Here is a 15,197-nt window from a genome sequence, read left to right on the forward strand (position 1 = left end):
CGGCATCGTCGACGTGTCGCCGGACGCCAGCCCGATCATCGGCAAGACCCCGGTCGAGAACCTGTTCATCAACTGCGGCTGGGGCACCGGCGGCTTCAAGGCCACCCCCGGCTCCGGCCACGTCTTCGCCCACACCATCGCCCGCGGCGAACCCAACGCCATCGCAGCACCCTTCGCGCTCGACCGCTTCAGCTCCGGCGCGCTGGTGGCCGAACACGGCGCCGCCGCCGTGGCGCATTAGGGAAGGCCGCGACCCATGTTCCTGATCGATTGCCCCTGGTGTGGCCCGCGCGACCAGCGTGAATTCCGCTGTGGCGGCGAGGCCCATATCCGCCGCCCGGCCGCCCCGGCCGAGCTGAGCGACGCCGAATGGGCGGACTATGTCTTCATGCGCTCCAACCCCAAGGGGCTGCATTACGAGCGCTGGGTTCACATCCATGGCTGCCGCCGCTGGCTCAACATGGCGCGCAACACGGCGAGCGACGAGATTCTGGCGATCTATGGTGCCGGCGATCCGGCGCCGGTGATCGAGGGCCAGTCGATCCCGACCCCATCGGGCGAGCCGGCGCGGGGCGCCGCCAACGCGCCGCTGGTCGATCCGGCGACCCCGTCCGGCCCGCAGACGTGATGACCAGGCAGATTCCATGACTCAACGCTACCGCCTGGTCGGCCGCGGCGCCGATATCGACCGCACCAAGAGCGCCGACTTCCGCTTCGACGGCCGGACCTATCGCGGCTATGACGGCGACACGCTGGCCTCGGGCCTGCTGGCCAATGGCGTGCATCTGCTCGGCCGCAGCTTCAAGTACCATCGGCCGCGCGGCATCGTGTCGGCGGGGCCGGAGGAGCCGAACGCACTGGTCCAGCTCGGGCCCGACACGGCACGGACCGACCCGAACACCCGCGCCACCCAGGTCGAGCTGTTCGACGGGCTGACGGCGCACAGCCAGAACCGCTGGCCGTCGCTGCGCTTCGACATCCACGCGATCAACGATCTGTTCGCGCCGATGCTGCCGGCCGGCTTCTACTACAAGACCTTCATGTGGCCGCGGTCGCCCAAGGCCTGGATGGTCTATGAGCGCTTCATCCGCAAGGCGGCCGGGCTCGGCGTATCGCCGCGCCTGCCCGACCCCGACCGCTACGACCATGTCAACGCCCATTGCGACGTGCTGGTGGTCGGCGGCGGCCTCGCCGGCCTCGGCGCCGCGCTGGCCGCCGCCCGCGCCGGCGCCCGGGTGATCCTGGCCGAGGACCAGGGGCGCTTCGGCGGCTGGCTGCGGTCGGAATCGACGGCGTCGGTCGGCGATGCCGCGGCGCTGGACTGGGTCAGGGCGACGGTGGCCGAACTGGCGGCGATGCCCGATGTCCGGGTGCTGCCGCGCACCACCGCCTTCGGCTACTACGGCCACAACTGGCTCGGCCTGCTCGAGCGCACCTCCGACCATGTCCCGCCGCATGCGGTGCCGGCCGGCACCCCGCGGCAGCGGCTGTGGAAGGTGCGGGCGAAGCAGGTGGTGCTGGCCACCGGCTCGATCGAACGCAGCCTGGTGTTCGCCGAGAACGACCGGCCGGGCATCATGCTGGCCGGCGCCGTGCGCGCCTATCTGAACCGCTGGGGCGTGAAGGTTGGCGAGCGCGTCGTGGTCGTGACCAGCGACGATGCCGCCTATGCCACTGCCCTCGACCTCGCCGCCGCCGGCGTCGACGTGCCGGCGATCGTCGACACCCGGGCCGATGCCGACGGACCGCTGGTCCGGGCGGCGCGGGCCGCCGGCCTGGCGATCTATGCCGGCCATGCCGTGATCGGCACCTCCGGCCGCCTGCGGGTGAACGAGGTGCGGCTGATGCCGCTGGCGGCCGACGGGCTGTCGGTGCGGCGCGGGGCCGAGACCACCATCGCCTGCGACGCCGTTGCCATGTCCGGCGGCTGGAACCCGGTGCTGAACCTGCAGTCGCAGTCGCGCGGCCGGCTGCGCTGGGACGAGGCGCGGGCGACCTTCATGCCCGGCCAGTCCTTCCAGGCCGAACGGTCGGCCGGCGGCTGCGCCGGCACCGTCCGCTACGCCGATGCACTGCAGGAAGGCCTGGTCGCCGGTGCCTCGGCGGCGGAAGCCGCGGGGCTGACCCCGGTCGCCGTGCCGGTGCCGGCGATCGAGACCGCGCAGGAGGAGCCGGACGGCAGCGACGCCCGGCCGCTGTGGTACGTGCCGTCGGACCGCCCGGCCAATGCGGTGCGCGCCTTCGTCGACTTCCAAAACGACGTCACCGCCAAGGACCTGCGGCTGGCGCTGTGCGAAGGCATGGTCTCGGTCGAGCACGTCAAGCGCTACACCACCACGGGAATGGCGACCGACCAGGGCAAGACCGGCAACGTCAACGCGCTGGGCATCGTCGCCCAGACCATGGGCAAGACCATCCCGGAGATCGGCGTCACCACCTTCCGCCCGCCCTACACCCCGGTCACCTTCGGCGCCATCGCCGGCCGCGGGGTCAAGGCGCTGTACGCCCCGATCCGGCGCACCCCGATGCATGGCTGGGCCGAGAAGCACGGCGCCGTGTTCGAGAATGTCGGTGGCGGCTGGAAGCGGGCCTGGTACTTCCCGAAGCCGGGCGAGGACATGCACGCCGCCGTCAACCGCGAGGTCAAGGCGGCCCGCACCTCGGTCGGCGTGATGGATGCGACCACGCTGGGCAAGATCGACATCCGCGGGCCGGATGCGGCGGAGTTCCTGAACCGCGTCTACACCAACGCCTGGGCCAAGCTGGCGATCGGCGGCTGCCGCTACGGCCTGATGCTGGGCGAGGACGGCATGGTCAAGGATGACGGCGTCACCACGCGCCTCGCCGACGATCATTTCCACATGACCACCACCACCGGCGGCGCCGCCAATGTCCTCGCCTGGCTCGAGGAATGGCAGCAGACCGAATGGCCCGATCTCAAGGTGTTCCTGACTTCGGTCACCGAGCAATGGGCGGTCGCCACCATCTCCGGCCCGAAATGCCGTGAGCTCTTGTCCCGGCTGACCGACCTGGACCTGTCGAACGAGGCCTTCCCACACTTGACCATGCGCGGGGGCGTGGTGGCCGGGCTAAAGGCGCGGGTGTTCCGCATCTCCTTCACCGGCGAGCTGTCCTACGAGATCAACGTCCCGGCCGCGCACGGCCTGGCGCTGATGGAGGCGATCGAGGGTGCGGGGCAGGGGTTGGATCTCGTGCCCTACGGCACCGAATCGATGCATGTGCTGCGCGCCGAGAAGGGCTTCATCATCGTCGGCCAGGAGACGGACGGCACGGTCACCCCGGGCGACCTGGGCATGGACTGGATCGTCGGCAAGAAGAAGCCGGACTTCATCGGCAAGCGGTCGCTCGACCGGGTCGACACCACGCGGACCGACCGCAAGCAGCTGGTCGGCCTGCTGACAGACGACCCGACGCTGGTGCTGGAGGAAGGGGCGCACATCATCGACACGGCAACCCCCGGCGCGCCGCCGGTGCCGATGCTTGGCCATGTCACCTCCAGCTACTGGAGCCCGAACATCGGCCGGTCGATCGCCCTGGCCCTGGTCAAGGGCGGCTCCGGCCGGCTCGACGGCACGGTCCACATCGCCATGCCCGACCGTACCATCCCGGCCAAGGTGGTGAAGCCGGTGTTCGTCGACCTCGAGGGAGCACGCCTCCATGGCTGACATCGCCACTGCCAACCCCGTCCAGCCGGTCCGCCGGTCCGCGACCGAAGGCCTGGTCCGCCCGCTGGTGTCGCCGGCCAATCCCGGCCTCCGCCTGGCCGAGATTCCGCATGAGGCCAAGCTGAACCTGCGTGGCGATGTCGGCGATGCCGGCTTTGCCGCGGCGGTGCGCGGCGTGCTCGGCCTCGGCCTGCTTGCCCGCCCGGGCGCGGCCGCGGCCGAGGGGCTCACCGCGCTGTGGCTCGGCCCGAACGAGTGGCTCGTCGTCGGCGGGGTGGACCGCGAGGCCGATCTCGCCGACCGGCTGAACGCTGCGCTGGCCGGCCAGTTCGCCGCCGTCACCAACGTCACCGACAACTGGACGGTGATCGTCCTGACCGGTCCGAAGGTGCTGGACGTGCTGGCCAAGGGGTGCCCGCTGGACCTGCATCCCCGCGCCTTCCCGGCCGGGTCGGTGGCACAGAGCACGCTGTCCCAGGCCGACGTGATCGTGCATCGCCTCGACGACGCGGATGGCGCCGTCAGGCTGCGCCTCTATGTCAGGCGGTCGTTCGCCCAGTATGCCTGGGACTGGCTGGCCGATGCCGGGCTGGAATACGGGGTCGGTGCGGCCGCCTGAGGCTGCCGGACCGGGGGTACGGCCGCCTGAAGGCGGCCGACCCGGGGGTATGGACAGGACGGCACGGCCGGGTCATTTTCGGACCAACGCCGCTGTTTCCCGCGGCGAACCGGACACTGCCGGGGGAGGACCGCCATGCCCGAGACCAAGACCTATGAAGGCGGCTGCCATTGCGGCGCCGTGCGCTACGAGGTCGAGACCGACCTGGCCCAGGTGATGAGCTGCAATTGCTCGAACTGTTCCAAGCGCGGCCTGCTGCTCAACTTCGTCATGCCCGACCGGTTCACTCTGCTGTCCGGCGATGGCGAGCTGGTCGATTACCGCTTCAACCGCAAGGTGATCGAACACCTGTTCTGCCCGGCCTGCGGCATCGAATCCTTCGCCCGCGGCCGCAAGCCGGATGGCACCGCCATGGTCGCGATCAATGTCCGCTGCCTCGACGGGGTGGACCTGTCCAGCCTGCAGACCATCTCGGTGGACGGCCGCAGCCACTGACGGCACCTGCCACGCCAGGATGCGCGGCGGGGCGGTCTGGAATGCGGTGAATGCAAACAGCCCTAATTATTAGGATGCTAATAATTAGGGCATGCAGAACCCACCCACCTCCGCCCGCGACGATTTCGGCTTCCGGATCTATCTGGTCGGCCGGTTGTGGCGCCGCGAGATCGATGAGAAGCTTGCCCATTACGGCCTCAGCTCCGCCACCTGGCAGCCGTTGCTCCACCTGTTCCGGATGGGCGAAGGTCTCCGCCAGCGCGACCTGGCGGAATCGCTCGGCATCGAGGGGCCGTCGCTGGTGCGGCTGCTCGACGCACTCGAGGCCCAGGGGCTGATCGAACGGCGCGAGGACGGCAGTGACCGGCGGGCCAAGGCCATCCATCTCACCGCCGATGGCCGCACCCTGGTCGAGGGCATCCACGGCGTCGGCGTCGATGTGCGCGAACGCCTGCTCGCCGATGTCACGGATCGCGATATGATGACCTGCCTCGACGTGCTGGGCCGGATCGAGCGGGCGATCGCCGCCGGCCGGTCGGCGCGGGCAGGGGCAGAGTCTGAGGGCGGCCGCTAGGCCATCGGGGACAATATGGACTGGCCGACCTGGCGTGATGGCGTGTTCTCGCTGCGCACATTCTGCGCCGCGATCCTGGCCGCCTGGATCTGCTTGCGCATCAACCTGTCCTCGCCCGGCACGGCGATGCTGACCGTCTACATCGTGTCGCAGCCGCTGACCGGGATGATGCTGTCGAAGAGCGTCTACCGCGTGCTCGGCACCTCGCTGGGGGTGATCGCCAGCATGACCTTCATCGCCCTGTTCGCGCAGGAGCGTGAGCTGTTCGTGCTGGCCAGCGCGCTGTGGTTTGGCTGCTGCATCTATGTCTCCGTGCTGCTGCGCGACGCCCCCAGCGCCTATGCGCCGCTGCTGGCCGGCTACACCGCCGCGATCATCGGCTTCCCGGCGATCACCGCGCCGGAGACGGTGTTCGACATCGCCACCAACCGCTGCGTCGAGATCCTGCTGGCGATCGGCTGCGCCGGGGTGCTCAGCGCCATCATCCTGCCGCGCCCGGTCGGGCGGGTGCTGCTGGGCCGGATCGAGGCGATGCTGGCGGCCACGGCGACCTGGGCGGTCGGCATCCTGCGCACCGAGGGCACCGACGAGGCACCACAGGCCGACCGCGCCCGGCTGATCGCCGACGCGGTGGCGCTGGAGTCGCTGCGGGCCCATGCGGTGTTCGACACCCGCGCGATCCGCCTGGCCAATGATGTGGTCCGGCAACTGCAGGGGCGGCTGTTCACCTTTCTTGCCGTGCTGGTCTCGATCCAGGAGCGGGGGCGGCTGCTGCGCTTCCGCGATCCGGCCTGGTGGCAGGCGATTCATCCGGCCTTCGAGGCGGTGGCGCGGGTCATGGACCGGTCGCCGGGCCCAGGCCAGCCGGACGACGACGAGAGCGTCGGCGCCGCGCGGCGCCTGATCGACAGCCTGCAGCCGAGGCTGGAGGAGCTGCGGCACAGCCAGACCGCCATGGTCGTGCGCATCCTGCTGGACCGGCTGCAGGACGTGCTGACGCTGCGCGACGACTGCCGGCGGCTGCGCGACCATGTCGCCGCCGGCACCCGGCCGCCCACCATGCGGTCGGCGCCGTCGGTCAGCCGGCACCGCGACCAGGCCGCCGCCATCATGGCCGGGATCACTGCCTTCACCGCGCTGGCGGTTGCCTGCAGCTTCTGGATCCTCACCGCCTGGCCGAACGGTGCCGCGGCCGCCACCATCCTGGTCGTGGTCTTCGGCTTCTTTTCCGGCGCGGACGAACCGGCGATGCCGGCCAAGGAATTCCTGCGCATGGCGTTGGTCGCGTCGGTCATCTACCTGCTCTATTTCGCGCTGGTGCTGCCCCGGGTCGACGGCTTCCCGATGCTGGCCCTGGTGCTGGCCACGGTGCTGGTGCCGGCCGGCGTGCTGATGCCGGCACCGCGGATCGGAGCCTCCGGGCTACTGCTCTGCATCAACTTCCTGACCCTGCTGGGGCTGTCCGACCACGCGTCGCTCGACTTCGCCGGCGCGGTCAACAACGCCCTTGCCACCGTGGCCGGCATCGCCCTGGCGGTGCTGCTGTTCCGGCTGATCCGGCCGCTCGGCGCGCGTTGGATGGCGCAGCGTTTCGTCACCGGCATCATGGCCGACCTGTCGCGCATGGCCTCCGGCAGCGGCCTGTCGCAGGCCGAGTTCGAAAGCCGCATGTTCGACCGCGTCAACGGGCTGTTCTCGCGGCTCGACCACGCCTCGCCCGGCGACCGGCCGATCCTGCACGGCAGCCTGGCCAGCCTGCGCGTCGGCCACAACATCATGATGCTGCGCCGCCTGTCCGACCGGCTGCCGCCGCCCGGGACGCGGGCGGCGGAGGCGGCGCTGGCCGCGCTGGAGCGCCATTTCGGCCTGGCCTGGCGCCATCGGGGCCGCAGCGGGCCGGAGGCAATGGCCGCCCTGGCCCGTGCCGGCGAGGTGCTGCAAGGGCTGGAGACCGACCGCAACACGGTTGCCGCCCTGGTCGCGGTCACCGCGATCTGGGTGACGCTGTCCTACCAGTCCGAGTTCTTCGCCATGCCGCAGGCCGATGGCCCGGCCCTCATCCGCGACCTAATCGTGCCGACACCATGAGCCCGACACCATGCGTCCGATGATTAAGGAAATCGACCTTGCCGGCGTCTACCTGTCGCCGATGCTCGGCTACCTCGTGGTGGCGCTGATCCTCACCGGCCTGCTGCGCTTCGTGCTGGGGCGCGTCGGCGCCTATCGCTGGATCTGGCATCCGGCGCTGTTCGACCTGTCCCTGCTCCTGATCATCCTCACCACCCTCGTCGCGCTGACGATGTGAGGGAAAGAAGACCGCCATGAAAATCGCAGCCCTCGCCCTCCGCATCTTCATCACTTTGGTCGTCGCGGCCGGCGCCGTCGTCGCCGGGGTGCTGCTGTGGCAGTACTACATCGACAGCCCCTGGACCCGCGATGCGCGGGTGGCGGCGGAAATCGTGCAGGTGGCGCCCGACGTCTCCGGCCTCGTGACCGAGCTGCACGTCACCAACAACCAGCTGGTGCAGAAGGGTGACGTCCTGTTCGTGATCGACCTGGACCGGTTCAAGCTGGCGGTCCAGCGGGACCAGGCGGCGCTGGACAGCCAGCAGGCCCAGGCGGACCAGCTGGAGGCGGATGCCGCACGCCGGGCCAAGCTGGGCCTCAACGCGATTTCGGTCGAGGCCAAGCAGCAGGCCGAATCGGCGGCCCAGGCGGCCCATGCGGCGGTGGAACAGGCCCAGGCGGCGCTGGATACGGCGAAGCTGGACCTTGAGCGTGCCACGGTGCGCTCGCCGGTCAACGGCTTCGTCTCGTCGCTGATCCTGCGGCAAGGCGACTACTCCACCGCGGGCAAGCAGGTGATGGCGATCGTCGACGCCGACAGCTTTCATGTCCGCGGCTATTTCGAGGAGACCAAGATCCCGCGCATCCATCCGGGCGACAAGGTCGAGATCCGGCTGATGGGGATGTCGACGCCGCTGCAGGGCCATGTCCTCAGCATCGACCGCGCCATCGCCGACCGCGAGATCGCGCTCAACTCGATCTACCAGATCGTCGACGTCAACCCGACCTTCAGCTGGGTCCGGCTGGCCCAGCGCATCCCGGTCCGGATCGCGATCGACAAGATACCCGACGGCGTGCTGCTGGCATCGGGCATGACCGCCACGGTCGAGGTGATGCCGGCGGATGCCAAGGCGCCGTGAGGTGGAGGGCAGGGGCGGTGGACCGCCCCTGCCGCGCCGTCAGATGACGAGCTGGGTGGCGCAGGCGCTGGCCAGCGCCTTGTTGCCTTCGGTCGCCCCCGGCATGGTCGCCCAGCCGGCCTTCAGGATGATGTCGCCGCGGCTGTAGGTCGACGCCTTCTTCAGTTCGACCATGCGCTCGGCCAGCTGCGGATCGCGGGTCGACATGTCGACGCAGATCGGGGTCAGCGCCGCGACCACGTCGGCCTTGGACTGGTCGGTGGCCATGCGCTTGGCCGAACTGCCGGTGACCCAGCCGCCCCAGGAAAAGCCGATGACGGCAAGCGCGACGGCACCGCAGGCGACTCCGTAGAGGCCTGGCTTCAGCCAGTTGGGCGAATTCATGGAAATGACTTTCGTTCGGAAGCGATAAATTCGCTGTCCTACAAGAAAAAATATAACATTATTTGCATCTCCTCGGTGATTTTATTTTAAATCACGGCAAGCGCACCGACAGGCCTTAGTGCCCGGCCAGGCGGGGAAGGCACCCTGTGCAACCCATGATCATCCTGTTAAAGTAGAGACATTATCCTGGTATAGATCCTGACGGGTAATACATGCCTTCCCTGAATGACAACCGGCTCGGCGACTATCTCCGGAACCGGCGCACGAAGCTGGATCCGGCCTCCTTCGGCTTCTCCGGCCGCCGGCGGACGGCGGGGCTGCGCCGGGAAGAGGTGGCGCAGCGCGCCAACATCAGCGCGACCTGGTACACGTGGCTGGAGCAGGGCCGCGGCGGCAACGCCTCGGCGGATGTGCTGGACCGCATCGCCAAGGCGCTGGTGCTGACCGAGGTCGAGCGCGAGCACCTGTTTCTGCTCGGTCTTGGCCGCCCGCCCGAAGTCCATTATCGCGGTAGCGACGCGATCACGCCGCGGCTGCAGCGGCTGCTCGACGCGCTGCCCTACAGCCCGGCGATCGTCAGGACCGCGGTATGGGATGTGGTCGCCTGGAACCGCGCGGCCGCGGCCGTGCTCACCGACTACGGCGCCTTGCCGCCCGAACGGCGCAACGTGCTGCGCATGATCTTCGGCGATCCCCGCGTCCGCGCCGCGCAGTTCGATTGGGAGAGCGTGGCCCGCTTCGTGGTCAGTGCCTTCCGGATCGATGCCGCCCGTGCCGGCGCCGCGGCCGAGGTGCAGCCGCTGGTCGACGAATTGTGCCGCACGAGCCCGGAATTCGCGGCGATGTGGCGCGACAATGAGGTGCAGACTCATGGCGATGGGGTGAAGCACCTGCGCCACCCCGTGCTCGGGCCGATCTCGATGGAATATTCGGCCTTCGCGGTCGACGGCCGGCCGGATCTGCAGATGATCGTCTACACCCCGGCAACGCCGGCCGATCTCGCGCTGGTCCGGTCCTTGATCGAGCAGGTTGCGGCCGTCGCTGCGGAGTGAGCGCGGCTACTCCGCCGCCTGCTCTTCCTCGCCCAGGAAGCCGCCGGACTGGCGGCGCCACAGCGCGGCGTAGTGGCCGTTGGCCTTCAGCAGCTCCTCATGCGACCCCAGCTCGACGATGCGGCCGCGCTCCAGGATCACCAGCCGGTCCATCCGGGCAATGGTCGACAGGCGGTGAGCGATGGCAATCACCGTCTTGCCCTGCATCAGGTCTTCCAGCTGCTCCTGGATCGCCGCCTCGACCTGGGAATCCAGCGCCGAGGTCGCCTCGTCCAGGATCAGGATCGGCGCGTTCTTCAGCACCACCCGGGCGATGGCGACGCGCTGGCGCTGGCCGCCCGACAGCTTCACCCCGCGCTCGCCGACATGGGCTTCATAGCCGCGCCGGCCGCGCCAATCCTCGACATCCAGGATGAAGTCGTGGGCATGGGCCTGCTTGGCCGCCTCGACCACCTCGGCCTCGGTTGCGGTCGGCCGGCCGTAATTCAGGTTCTCGAAGATCGACCGGTGCAGCAGCGAGGTGTCCTGCGTCACCACCGAGATCTGCTCGCGCAGACTTTCCTGCGTCACCCCGGCGATGTCCTGGCCGTCGATCAGGATCTGGCCGCGCTCCAGGTCGAAGAAGCGCAGCAGCAGGTTGACCAGGGTCGATTTGCCGGCGCCGGAGCGGCCGACCAGGCCGATCTTCTCGCCCGGGCGGATATCGAGGTTCATGTCCTCGATGATCCCGCCGGGCCGGCCGTAGTTGAAGCTGACATGGTCGAAGCGGATGCCGCCTTCGCTCACGGCCAGGCGCTTGGCCTCGGGCTTGTCGACCAGCCGCAGCGGGTTGGCGATCGAGATCATACCCTCCTGCACCACGCCGATATTCTCGAAGATCGTGGTCACCTGCTGCGCCACCCAGCCGGCCATGGTGACGATCTGCCAGGTCAGCGGCAGCACCATGGCCACGGCGCCGAGCGCCACCAGGCCCCGGCCCCACAGCATGATGGCGATCGTGGCGGTCGACACCACCAGCAGGGCGTTGGTGGTGGACAGGCACAGGTTGAACAGGCTGATCAGCCGCAGCTGGCTGCGGAAGATCACGGTGTGGTCGTCCACCGCCTCGCGGACGTAGTCGTCTTCCTCCTTCGCCCGGGCGAACAGCTTCACCGTCAGGATGTTGGTGTAGCTGTCGACGATCCGGCCGGTCAGCAGCGACCGCGCCTCCGACATCTCGACCGACCGCTGTTTCAGCCGCGGCACGAAATAGATCAGCAGGACGATATAGACGGCGAACCACGCCACGGTCGGCAGTGCCAGCCATGGATCGGCGGTGCCCAGCAGCACCAGCGCGCTGGTGCCGTAGACCGTCAGGTACCAGACCGCCTGGATCGACATGACAGTGCTGTCGCGCAGGGCCACGCCGGTCTGCATCACCCGGTTGGCGATGCGGCCGGCGAAGTCGTTCTGGAAGAAGGTCCAGCTCTGCCGGACGATGTGCCAGTGGCTCTGCCACCGGATCATGTTGGTGAAGCCCGAGGCGATGATCTGGTTGGTGATCAGCGCCTGCAGGAACAGCGCCGCCGGCCGGCACAGCAGCAGCACCGCCGCCATGCCCAGAAGCAGATGCCAGTGGTCGGCCAGCAGTGATTCGGGCGTCGTGGTGCTCAGCAGGGTGACGACCCGGCCGATGAACACCGGGATCAGGGCGTCGAGCAGCGCGACGGTCAGCCCGGCGCCCAGCAGGGCGATGTAGTACCAGCGAACCTGGCGCAGGAAGAACCAGTAGAAGCGCAGCAGCGTGCTGGGCGGCTGCCCAGGCATACCCGTGGCGGTCGGCAGCACGCGGGCTTCGAAAAAGCGGAACATGAGTCGGGACTTCCGGCGGGCGTTCTTCTTGGGCGCAGGCTTCCAGCCTGCGACGGTAATGCCGCGTCGAAAAGACCGGACAATTGGACGCAGGAATTCGTCTGACGCAGGGCTCGTGAAATTTCGTGCCTGTGCGCGCCGTCACTGGCGGATTGGCCGGAATCGTTAGGATCGATTCCACTGGATGCGGGCGAGGCCCGGTCATCCCGTTGGCGACGATCGAAAGGAGCCGACATGAAATACATTCTCGTGCCGCTCATCGTGGCCTTGGCCGCATGGGCGATGCAGCCGGCCGCGGCGATCGATGTGTTTGCGGCCCCGGCCCGGAGCCATGTCGTGGTGGCGATGACGGGCGGGGCGACGGCCGCCGATGCCCCGGCGCCCGGCCTGGTCCGGCCGGACTGACCGAAGGACCTCAGGCTGGCGGCGGTTCCGGCCGGAACTGGTACAGCCAGGTCTCGGTCAGCGGCCTGCCGTTCAGCCGCAGGAACATGCGCAGCTCGACTGGATCAGTGCCATCGGCTGCGAGGTCGAAGGTGGCGCGCCAGACATTGCCGTTCGGCACCGGCTCGCTGAACGGCCGGATGATGGTGCCGCGCGACGCCGTCGCCACCACCTCCGGGAACACGCCGTAGGGGATCTGCTGCATGACCGCCGGGTTGTCGAATTCGGCGACGATCTTGTACACGCCGGGCGGGCGCGGCTTGCCCGGTTCGCCGCCACGGCCCATCCGGGTGGCGATGGTGCGGGCGATGCCCCGGTCGGGATAAGGTTCGTCCGCCAGCCAGTGCAGCCGATAGCTGAGATCGTAGCGGGCGCCGGCCTCCGGCTTGCCGTCCGGCACCCAGAAGGCGACGATGTTGTCGTGGATTTCGTCATCGGTCGGCAGTTCGACCAGCTGGATCTCGCCGCGGCCCAGCGGCGCCAGCGGCTCCACCCACAGGCTCGGCCGGCGGTCGTAGAACACGCCGTCGAGGTAGTGATCGAAATTGCGGTCGCGCTGCAGCAGGCCAAAGCCGCGCGGGCTGTCGCCGCCGAAGCTGGACACCACGATGTCGCGCGGGTTGTTCAGCGGCCGCCAGACCCGCTCGCCGCTGGCGGTCCAGATCGCCAGCCCGTCGGAATCGTGCACCTCCGGCCGCCAGTCCAGCATCCGGCCGCGGCCATATTCGCCGTACCAGGACATCGAGGTCAGGGGCGCCAGGCCCAGCCGGGCGACGGGCTTGCGCAGGAACAGCGCCGCCGCCACCTCCATCACCACGCCTTCGGTACGGTGCAGGGCGAAATTGTAAGCGCCGCTGATGCTGGGGCCGTCCAACAGGGCATAGACCATGGCCGGCTGCTGCGGATCCGGCGCCTCCGCGATGAAGAACTGGGTGAAGATCGGGAATTCCTCGGGCTGGCCGGGGATGTCGATATCGACCACCACGCCGCGCGCCGACAGCCCGTATTGCCCCAGCGCGCCGATCGCCCGGAAATAGGAGGCGCCGAGGAAGGCGACCCAGTCCTGGGTCCGCCAGTCGTCGCGGCCGTGCTGCTCCTGCAGGCGGAAGCCGGCGAAGCCGGAATCGGCGGGAAGCTTGCGGGCCGGGCTGTCCGCCGGCATGTCGAAGTAGCGCGGCTGGTACAGGATTTCGCACGCGTCGTCGCTGCTGACCAGGTGCATCCGCACCGATTCGCCGAAGAAGCGGCCGAGATGGAAGAAGGTGACGGGATAGGCGCCGCTGCCATCCGCATAGGGCGACAGGTCGGTCCTGAACTTGATCTTGCCATGGGCGTCGTAATCGATGCGCTCCAGCACATCGGCCCGCGGCGGCGGCGGGGCCATATAGGGCTTGGCCGCGAGGTCGCGGGCGCGCGCCTTGAGCCCGTCGAAGCTGAAGGCCTCGGCGGTTCCGAGCTTCAGCCCCTGCTGCGCCAGGGCCGCTGGCGCAAAGCCGAGCGCGGCCAGGGCAGCGGTCGCTCCGGCACTGCCAAGCAGGGTGCGGCGGTCGAGAAGCGGCGGCTTGGCGCGATCTGGCATGTGCGGGTGCTCTGAATTGCAGGTCTGGCGACTATCCCGGCTAGCCTGTCCAAAGGGTAAGGGCAACCGGACACGGGTGCCTGCTGCTAGGTCGCAAACATGGCCAAACCGTCGCGAGTGTTGGGCTAAAGGCGGATAGCTGTCGTTTTCTTCGGCTTTCCCTTCGCCGCCGGGCTGATCTACAACAGATCAAACCGGCCGCGCGAGCCGGAAGATTTTCCAGGGAGAATTCATGATTTCGCTTGTCCGGGCCCGGCCTTTGGCCGGCATCGCCACCGCCATCCTGATGGCCCTCGCCCCCGCGGCCGCCCGCGCCCAGGATTTCGTCAACATCCTCACCGGCGGCACCTCGGGCGTCTATTACCCGATGGGCGTCGCGCTCTCCAAGATCTATGGCGACAAGATCGCCAACACCCGCCCCTCAGTCCAGGCCACCAAGGCCTCGGTCGAGAACCTCGTCCTGCTCCAGCAGGGGCGCGGCGAGATCGCCTTCACGCTCGGCGATTCCCTCGATGCCGCCTGGAAAGGCGACGAGGATGCCGGCTTCAAGGGTCCGCTGAAGAAGCTGCGCGGAATCACCGCGATCTATCCGAACTATGTCCAGATCGTCGCCTCCAAGGAGAGCGGCATCAAGACCCTGGCCGATCTCAAGGGCAAGCGCCTCTCGGTCGGCGCGCCGAAGTCCGGAACCGAGCTGAACGCCCGCGCCATCCTTCATGCGGCAGGCCTGTCCTATAAGGATCTCGGCAAGATCGAGTATCTGCCCTTCGCCGAATCGGTCGAGCTGATGAAGAACCGCCAGCTCGATGCCACGCTGCAATCGGCCGGCCTCGGCGTCGCCTCGATCCGCGACCTCGCCACCTCGGTCGAGATCGTCGTCGTCGAGGTGCCCAAGGCCATCGTCGACAAGGCCGGCCCGCCCTTCATCAACGCGCCGATCCCGGCCAACACCTATGGCGGCCAGACCGCGGATGTGAATACGGCCGCCGTGGTGAACTACCTCGTCACCCATGAGGGCGTGAAGGAAGAGCTGGTCTACCAGATGACCAAAAACGTCTTCGAGAACCTGGCCGAACTCGGCGCCTCGCATTCGGCCGGCAAGGCGATCAAGCTCGAAAGCGCGCTCGACGGCATGCCGATCCCGCTGCACCCGGGCGCCGCGCGCTATCTGAAGGAAAAGGGCCTCAAGGTCGGCTCGTAAAGCGCTGTGTCATCCCGTGCGCGCTGCGGCACGTCAGTGCTGCGGCGCAGACACGGGATCGCCCGACGAGAAAGCGCCTTTTCTGACCACGGTCCCGCATCCGCGC

At 68.7% G+C, this 15,197-nt stretch carries 15 protein-coding genes; 12 read left to right on the forward strand and 3 right to left on the reverse strand.

Translation table 11 applies throughout. The features are described 5' to 3' along the window. The 9 genes from AC3XYG_RS36805 to AC3XYG_RS36845 all read left to right on the forward strand — a co-directional run. A partial coding sequence (locus AC3XYG_RS36805; RefSeq protein ID WP_489144863.1) for an FAD-dependent oxidoreductase occupies positions 1-241 on the forward strand: 241 nt, incomplete at its 5' end. Positions 242-256: 15 nt separating this feature from the next. Beyond that, complete coding sequence (locus AC3XYG_RS36810) at positions 257-628, forward strand: sarcosine oxidase subunit delta (protein ID WP_489144864.1); 372 nt, start codon at positions 257-259, stop codon at positions 626-628. 16 nt (positions 629-644) lie between these two features. Continuing rightward, positions 645-3,686 (forward strand): sarcosine oxidase subunit alpha family protein, encoded by a 3,042-nt coding sequence (locus tag AC3XYG_RS36815; protein WP_489144865.1) that lies wholly within the window; start codon positions 645-647, stop codon positions 3,684-3,686. Continuing rightward, positions 3,679-4,305, forward strand: coding sequence for a sarcosine oxidase subunit gamma (locus AC3XYG_RS36820; protein WP_489144866.1), 627 nt, complete (start codon positions 3,679-3,681; stop codon positions 4,303-4,305). Before AC3XYG_RS36815 ends, AC3XYG_RS36820 begins: the two co-directional genes overlap by 8 nt. Positions 4,306-4,440: 135 nt before the next feature. Then, a complete protein-coding gene (locus tag AC3XYG_RS36825) occupies positions 4,441-4,800 on the forward strand; it encodes a GFA family protein (RefSeq protein ID WP_489144867.1) in 360 nt (119 codons plus the stop codon). Positions 4,801-4,891: 91 nt separating this feature from the next. Further along, positions 4,892-5,374, forward strand: coding sequence for a MarR family winged helix-turn-helix transcriptional regulator (locus AC3XYG_RS36830; protein ID WP_489144868.1), 483 nt, complete (start codon positions 4,892-4,894; stop codon positions 5,372-5,374). 15 nt (positions 5,375-5,389) lie between these two features. Beyond that, positions 5,390-7,462, forward strand: coding sequence for an FUSC family protein (locus tag AC3XYG_RS36835; protein ID WP_489144869.1), 2,073 nt, complete (start codon positions 5,390-5,392; stop codon positions 7,460-7,462). A 10-nt stretch (positions 7,463-7,472) separates the two neighbouring features. After that, positions 7,473-7,679 carry a DUF1656 domain-containing protein gene (locus AC3XYG_RS36840; RefSeq protein WP_489144870.1) on the forward strand — a complete coding sequence of 69 codons (207 nt, stop codon included), beginning with the start codon at positions 7,473-7,475 and terminating at the stop codon, positions 7,677-7,679. A 16-nt stretch (positions 7,680-7,695) separates the two neighbouring features. Then, complete coding sequence (locus tag AC3XYG_RS36845) at positions 7,696-8,580, forward strand: efflux RND transporter periplasmic adaptor subunit (protein ID WP_489144871.1); 885 nt, start codon at positions 7,696-7,698, stop codon at positions 8,578-8,580. A 39-nt stretch (positions 8,581-8,619) separates the two neighbouring features. On the opposite strand, the gene AC3XYG_RS36850 is transcribed toward AC3XYG_RS36845, so the two are convergent. Further along, positions 8,620-8,964: a hypothetical protein gene (locus AC3XYG_RS36850; protein WP_489144872.1), complete on the reverse strand. Its 345-nt coding sequence runs from the start codon at positions 8,962-8,964 to the stop codon at positions 8,620-8,622. A 212-nt stretch (positions 8,965-9,176) separates the two neighbouring features. Between AC3XYG_RS36850 and AC3XYG_RS36855 the strand changes: the two genes are divergently transcribed. Then, a complete protein-coding gene (locus AC3XYG_RS36855; RefSeq protein ID WP_489144873.1) occupies positions 9,177-10,016 on the forward strand; it encodes a helix-turn-helix transcriptional regulator in 840 nt (279 codons plus the stop codon). Between the two features lie 6 nt (positions 10,017-10,022). On the opposite strand, the gene AC3XYG_RS36860 is transcribed toward AC3XYG_RS36855, so the two are convergent. Continuing rightward, positions 10,023-11,867 carry an ABC transporter ATP-binding protein gene (locus tag AC3XYG_RS36860; RefSeq protein WP_489144874.1) on the reverse strand — a complete coding sequence of 615 codons (1,845 nt, stop codon included), beginning with the start codon at positions 11,865-11,867 and terminating at the stop codon, positions 10,023-10,025. Positions 11,868-12,101: 234 nt separating this feature from the next. Between AC3XYG_RS36860 and AC3XYG_RS36865 the strand changes: the two genes are divergently transcribed. Continuing rightward, a complete protein-coding gene (locus AC3XYG_RS36865) occupies positions 12,102-12,272 on the forward strand; it encodes a hypothetical protein (protein WP_489144875.1) in 171 nt (56 codons plus the stop codon). A 10-nt stretch (positions 12,273-12,282) separates the two neighbouring features. Here AC3XYG_RS36865 and AC3XYG_RS36870 read toward each other — a convergent pair whose 3' ends face one another. Next, positions 12,283-13,890 carry an OpgD/OpgG family glucan biosynthesis protein gene (locus AC3XYG_RS36870; RefSeq protein ID WP_489144876.1) on the reverse strand — a complete coding sequence of 536 codons (1,608 nt, stop codon included), beginning with the start codon at positions 13,888-13,890 and terminating at the stop codon, positions 12,283-12,285. A 232-nt stretch (positions 13,891-14,122) separates the two neighbouring features. Between AC3XYG_RS36870 and AC3XYG_RS36875 the strand changes: the two genes are divergently transcribed. Then, positions 14,123-15,091, forward strand: coding sequence for a TAXI family TRAP transporter solute-binding subunit (locus AC3XYG_RS36875; RefSeq protein WP_489144877.1), 969 nt, complete (start codon positions 14,123-14,125; stop codon positions 15,089-15,091). Positions 15,092-15,197 lie beyond the last annotated feature (106 nt).

It is taken from the genome of Inquilinus sp. (assembly GCF_057815775.1).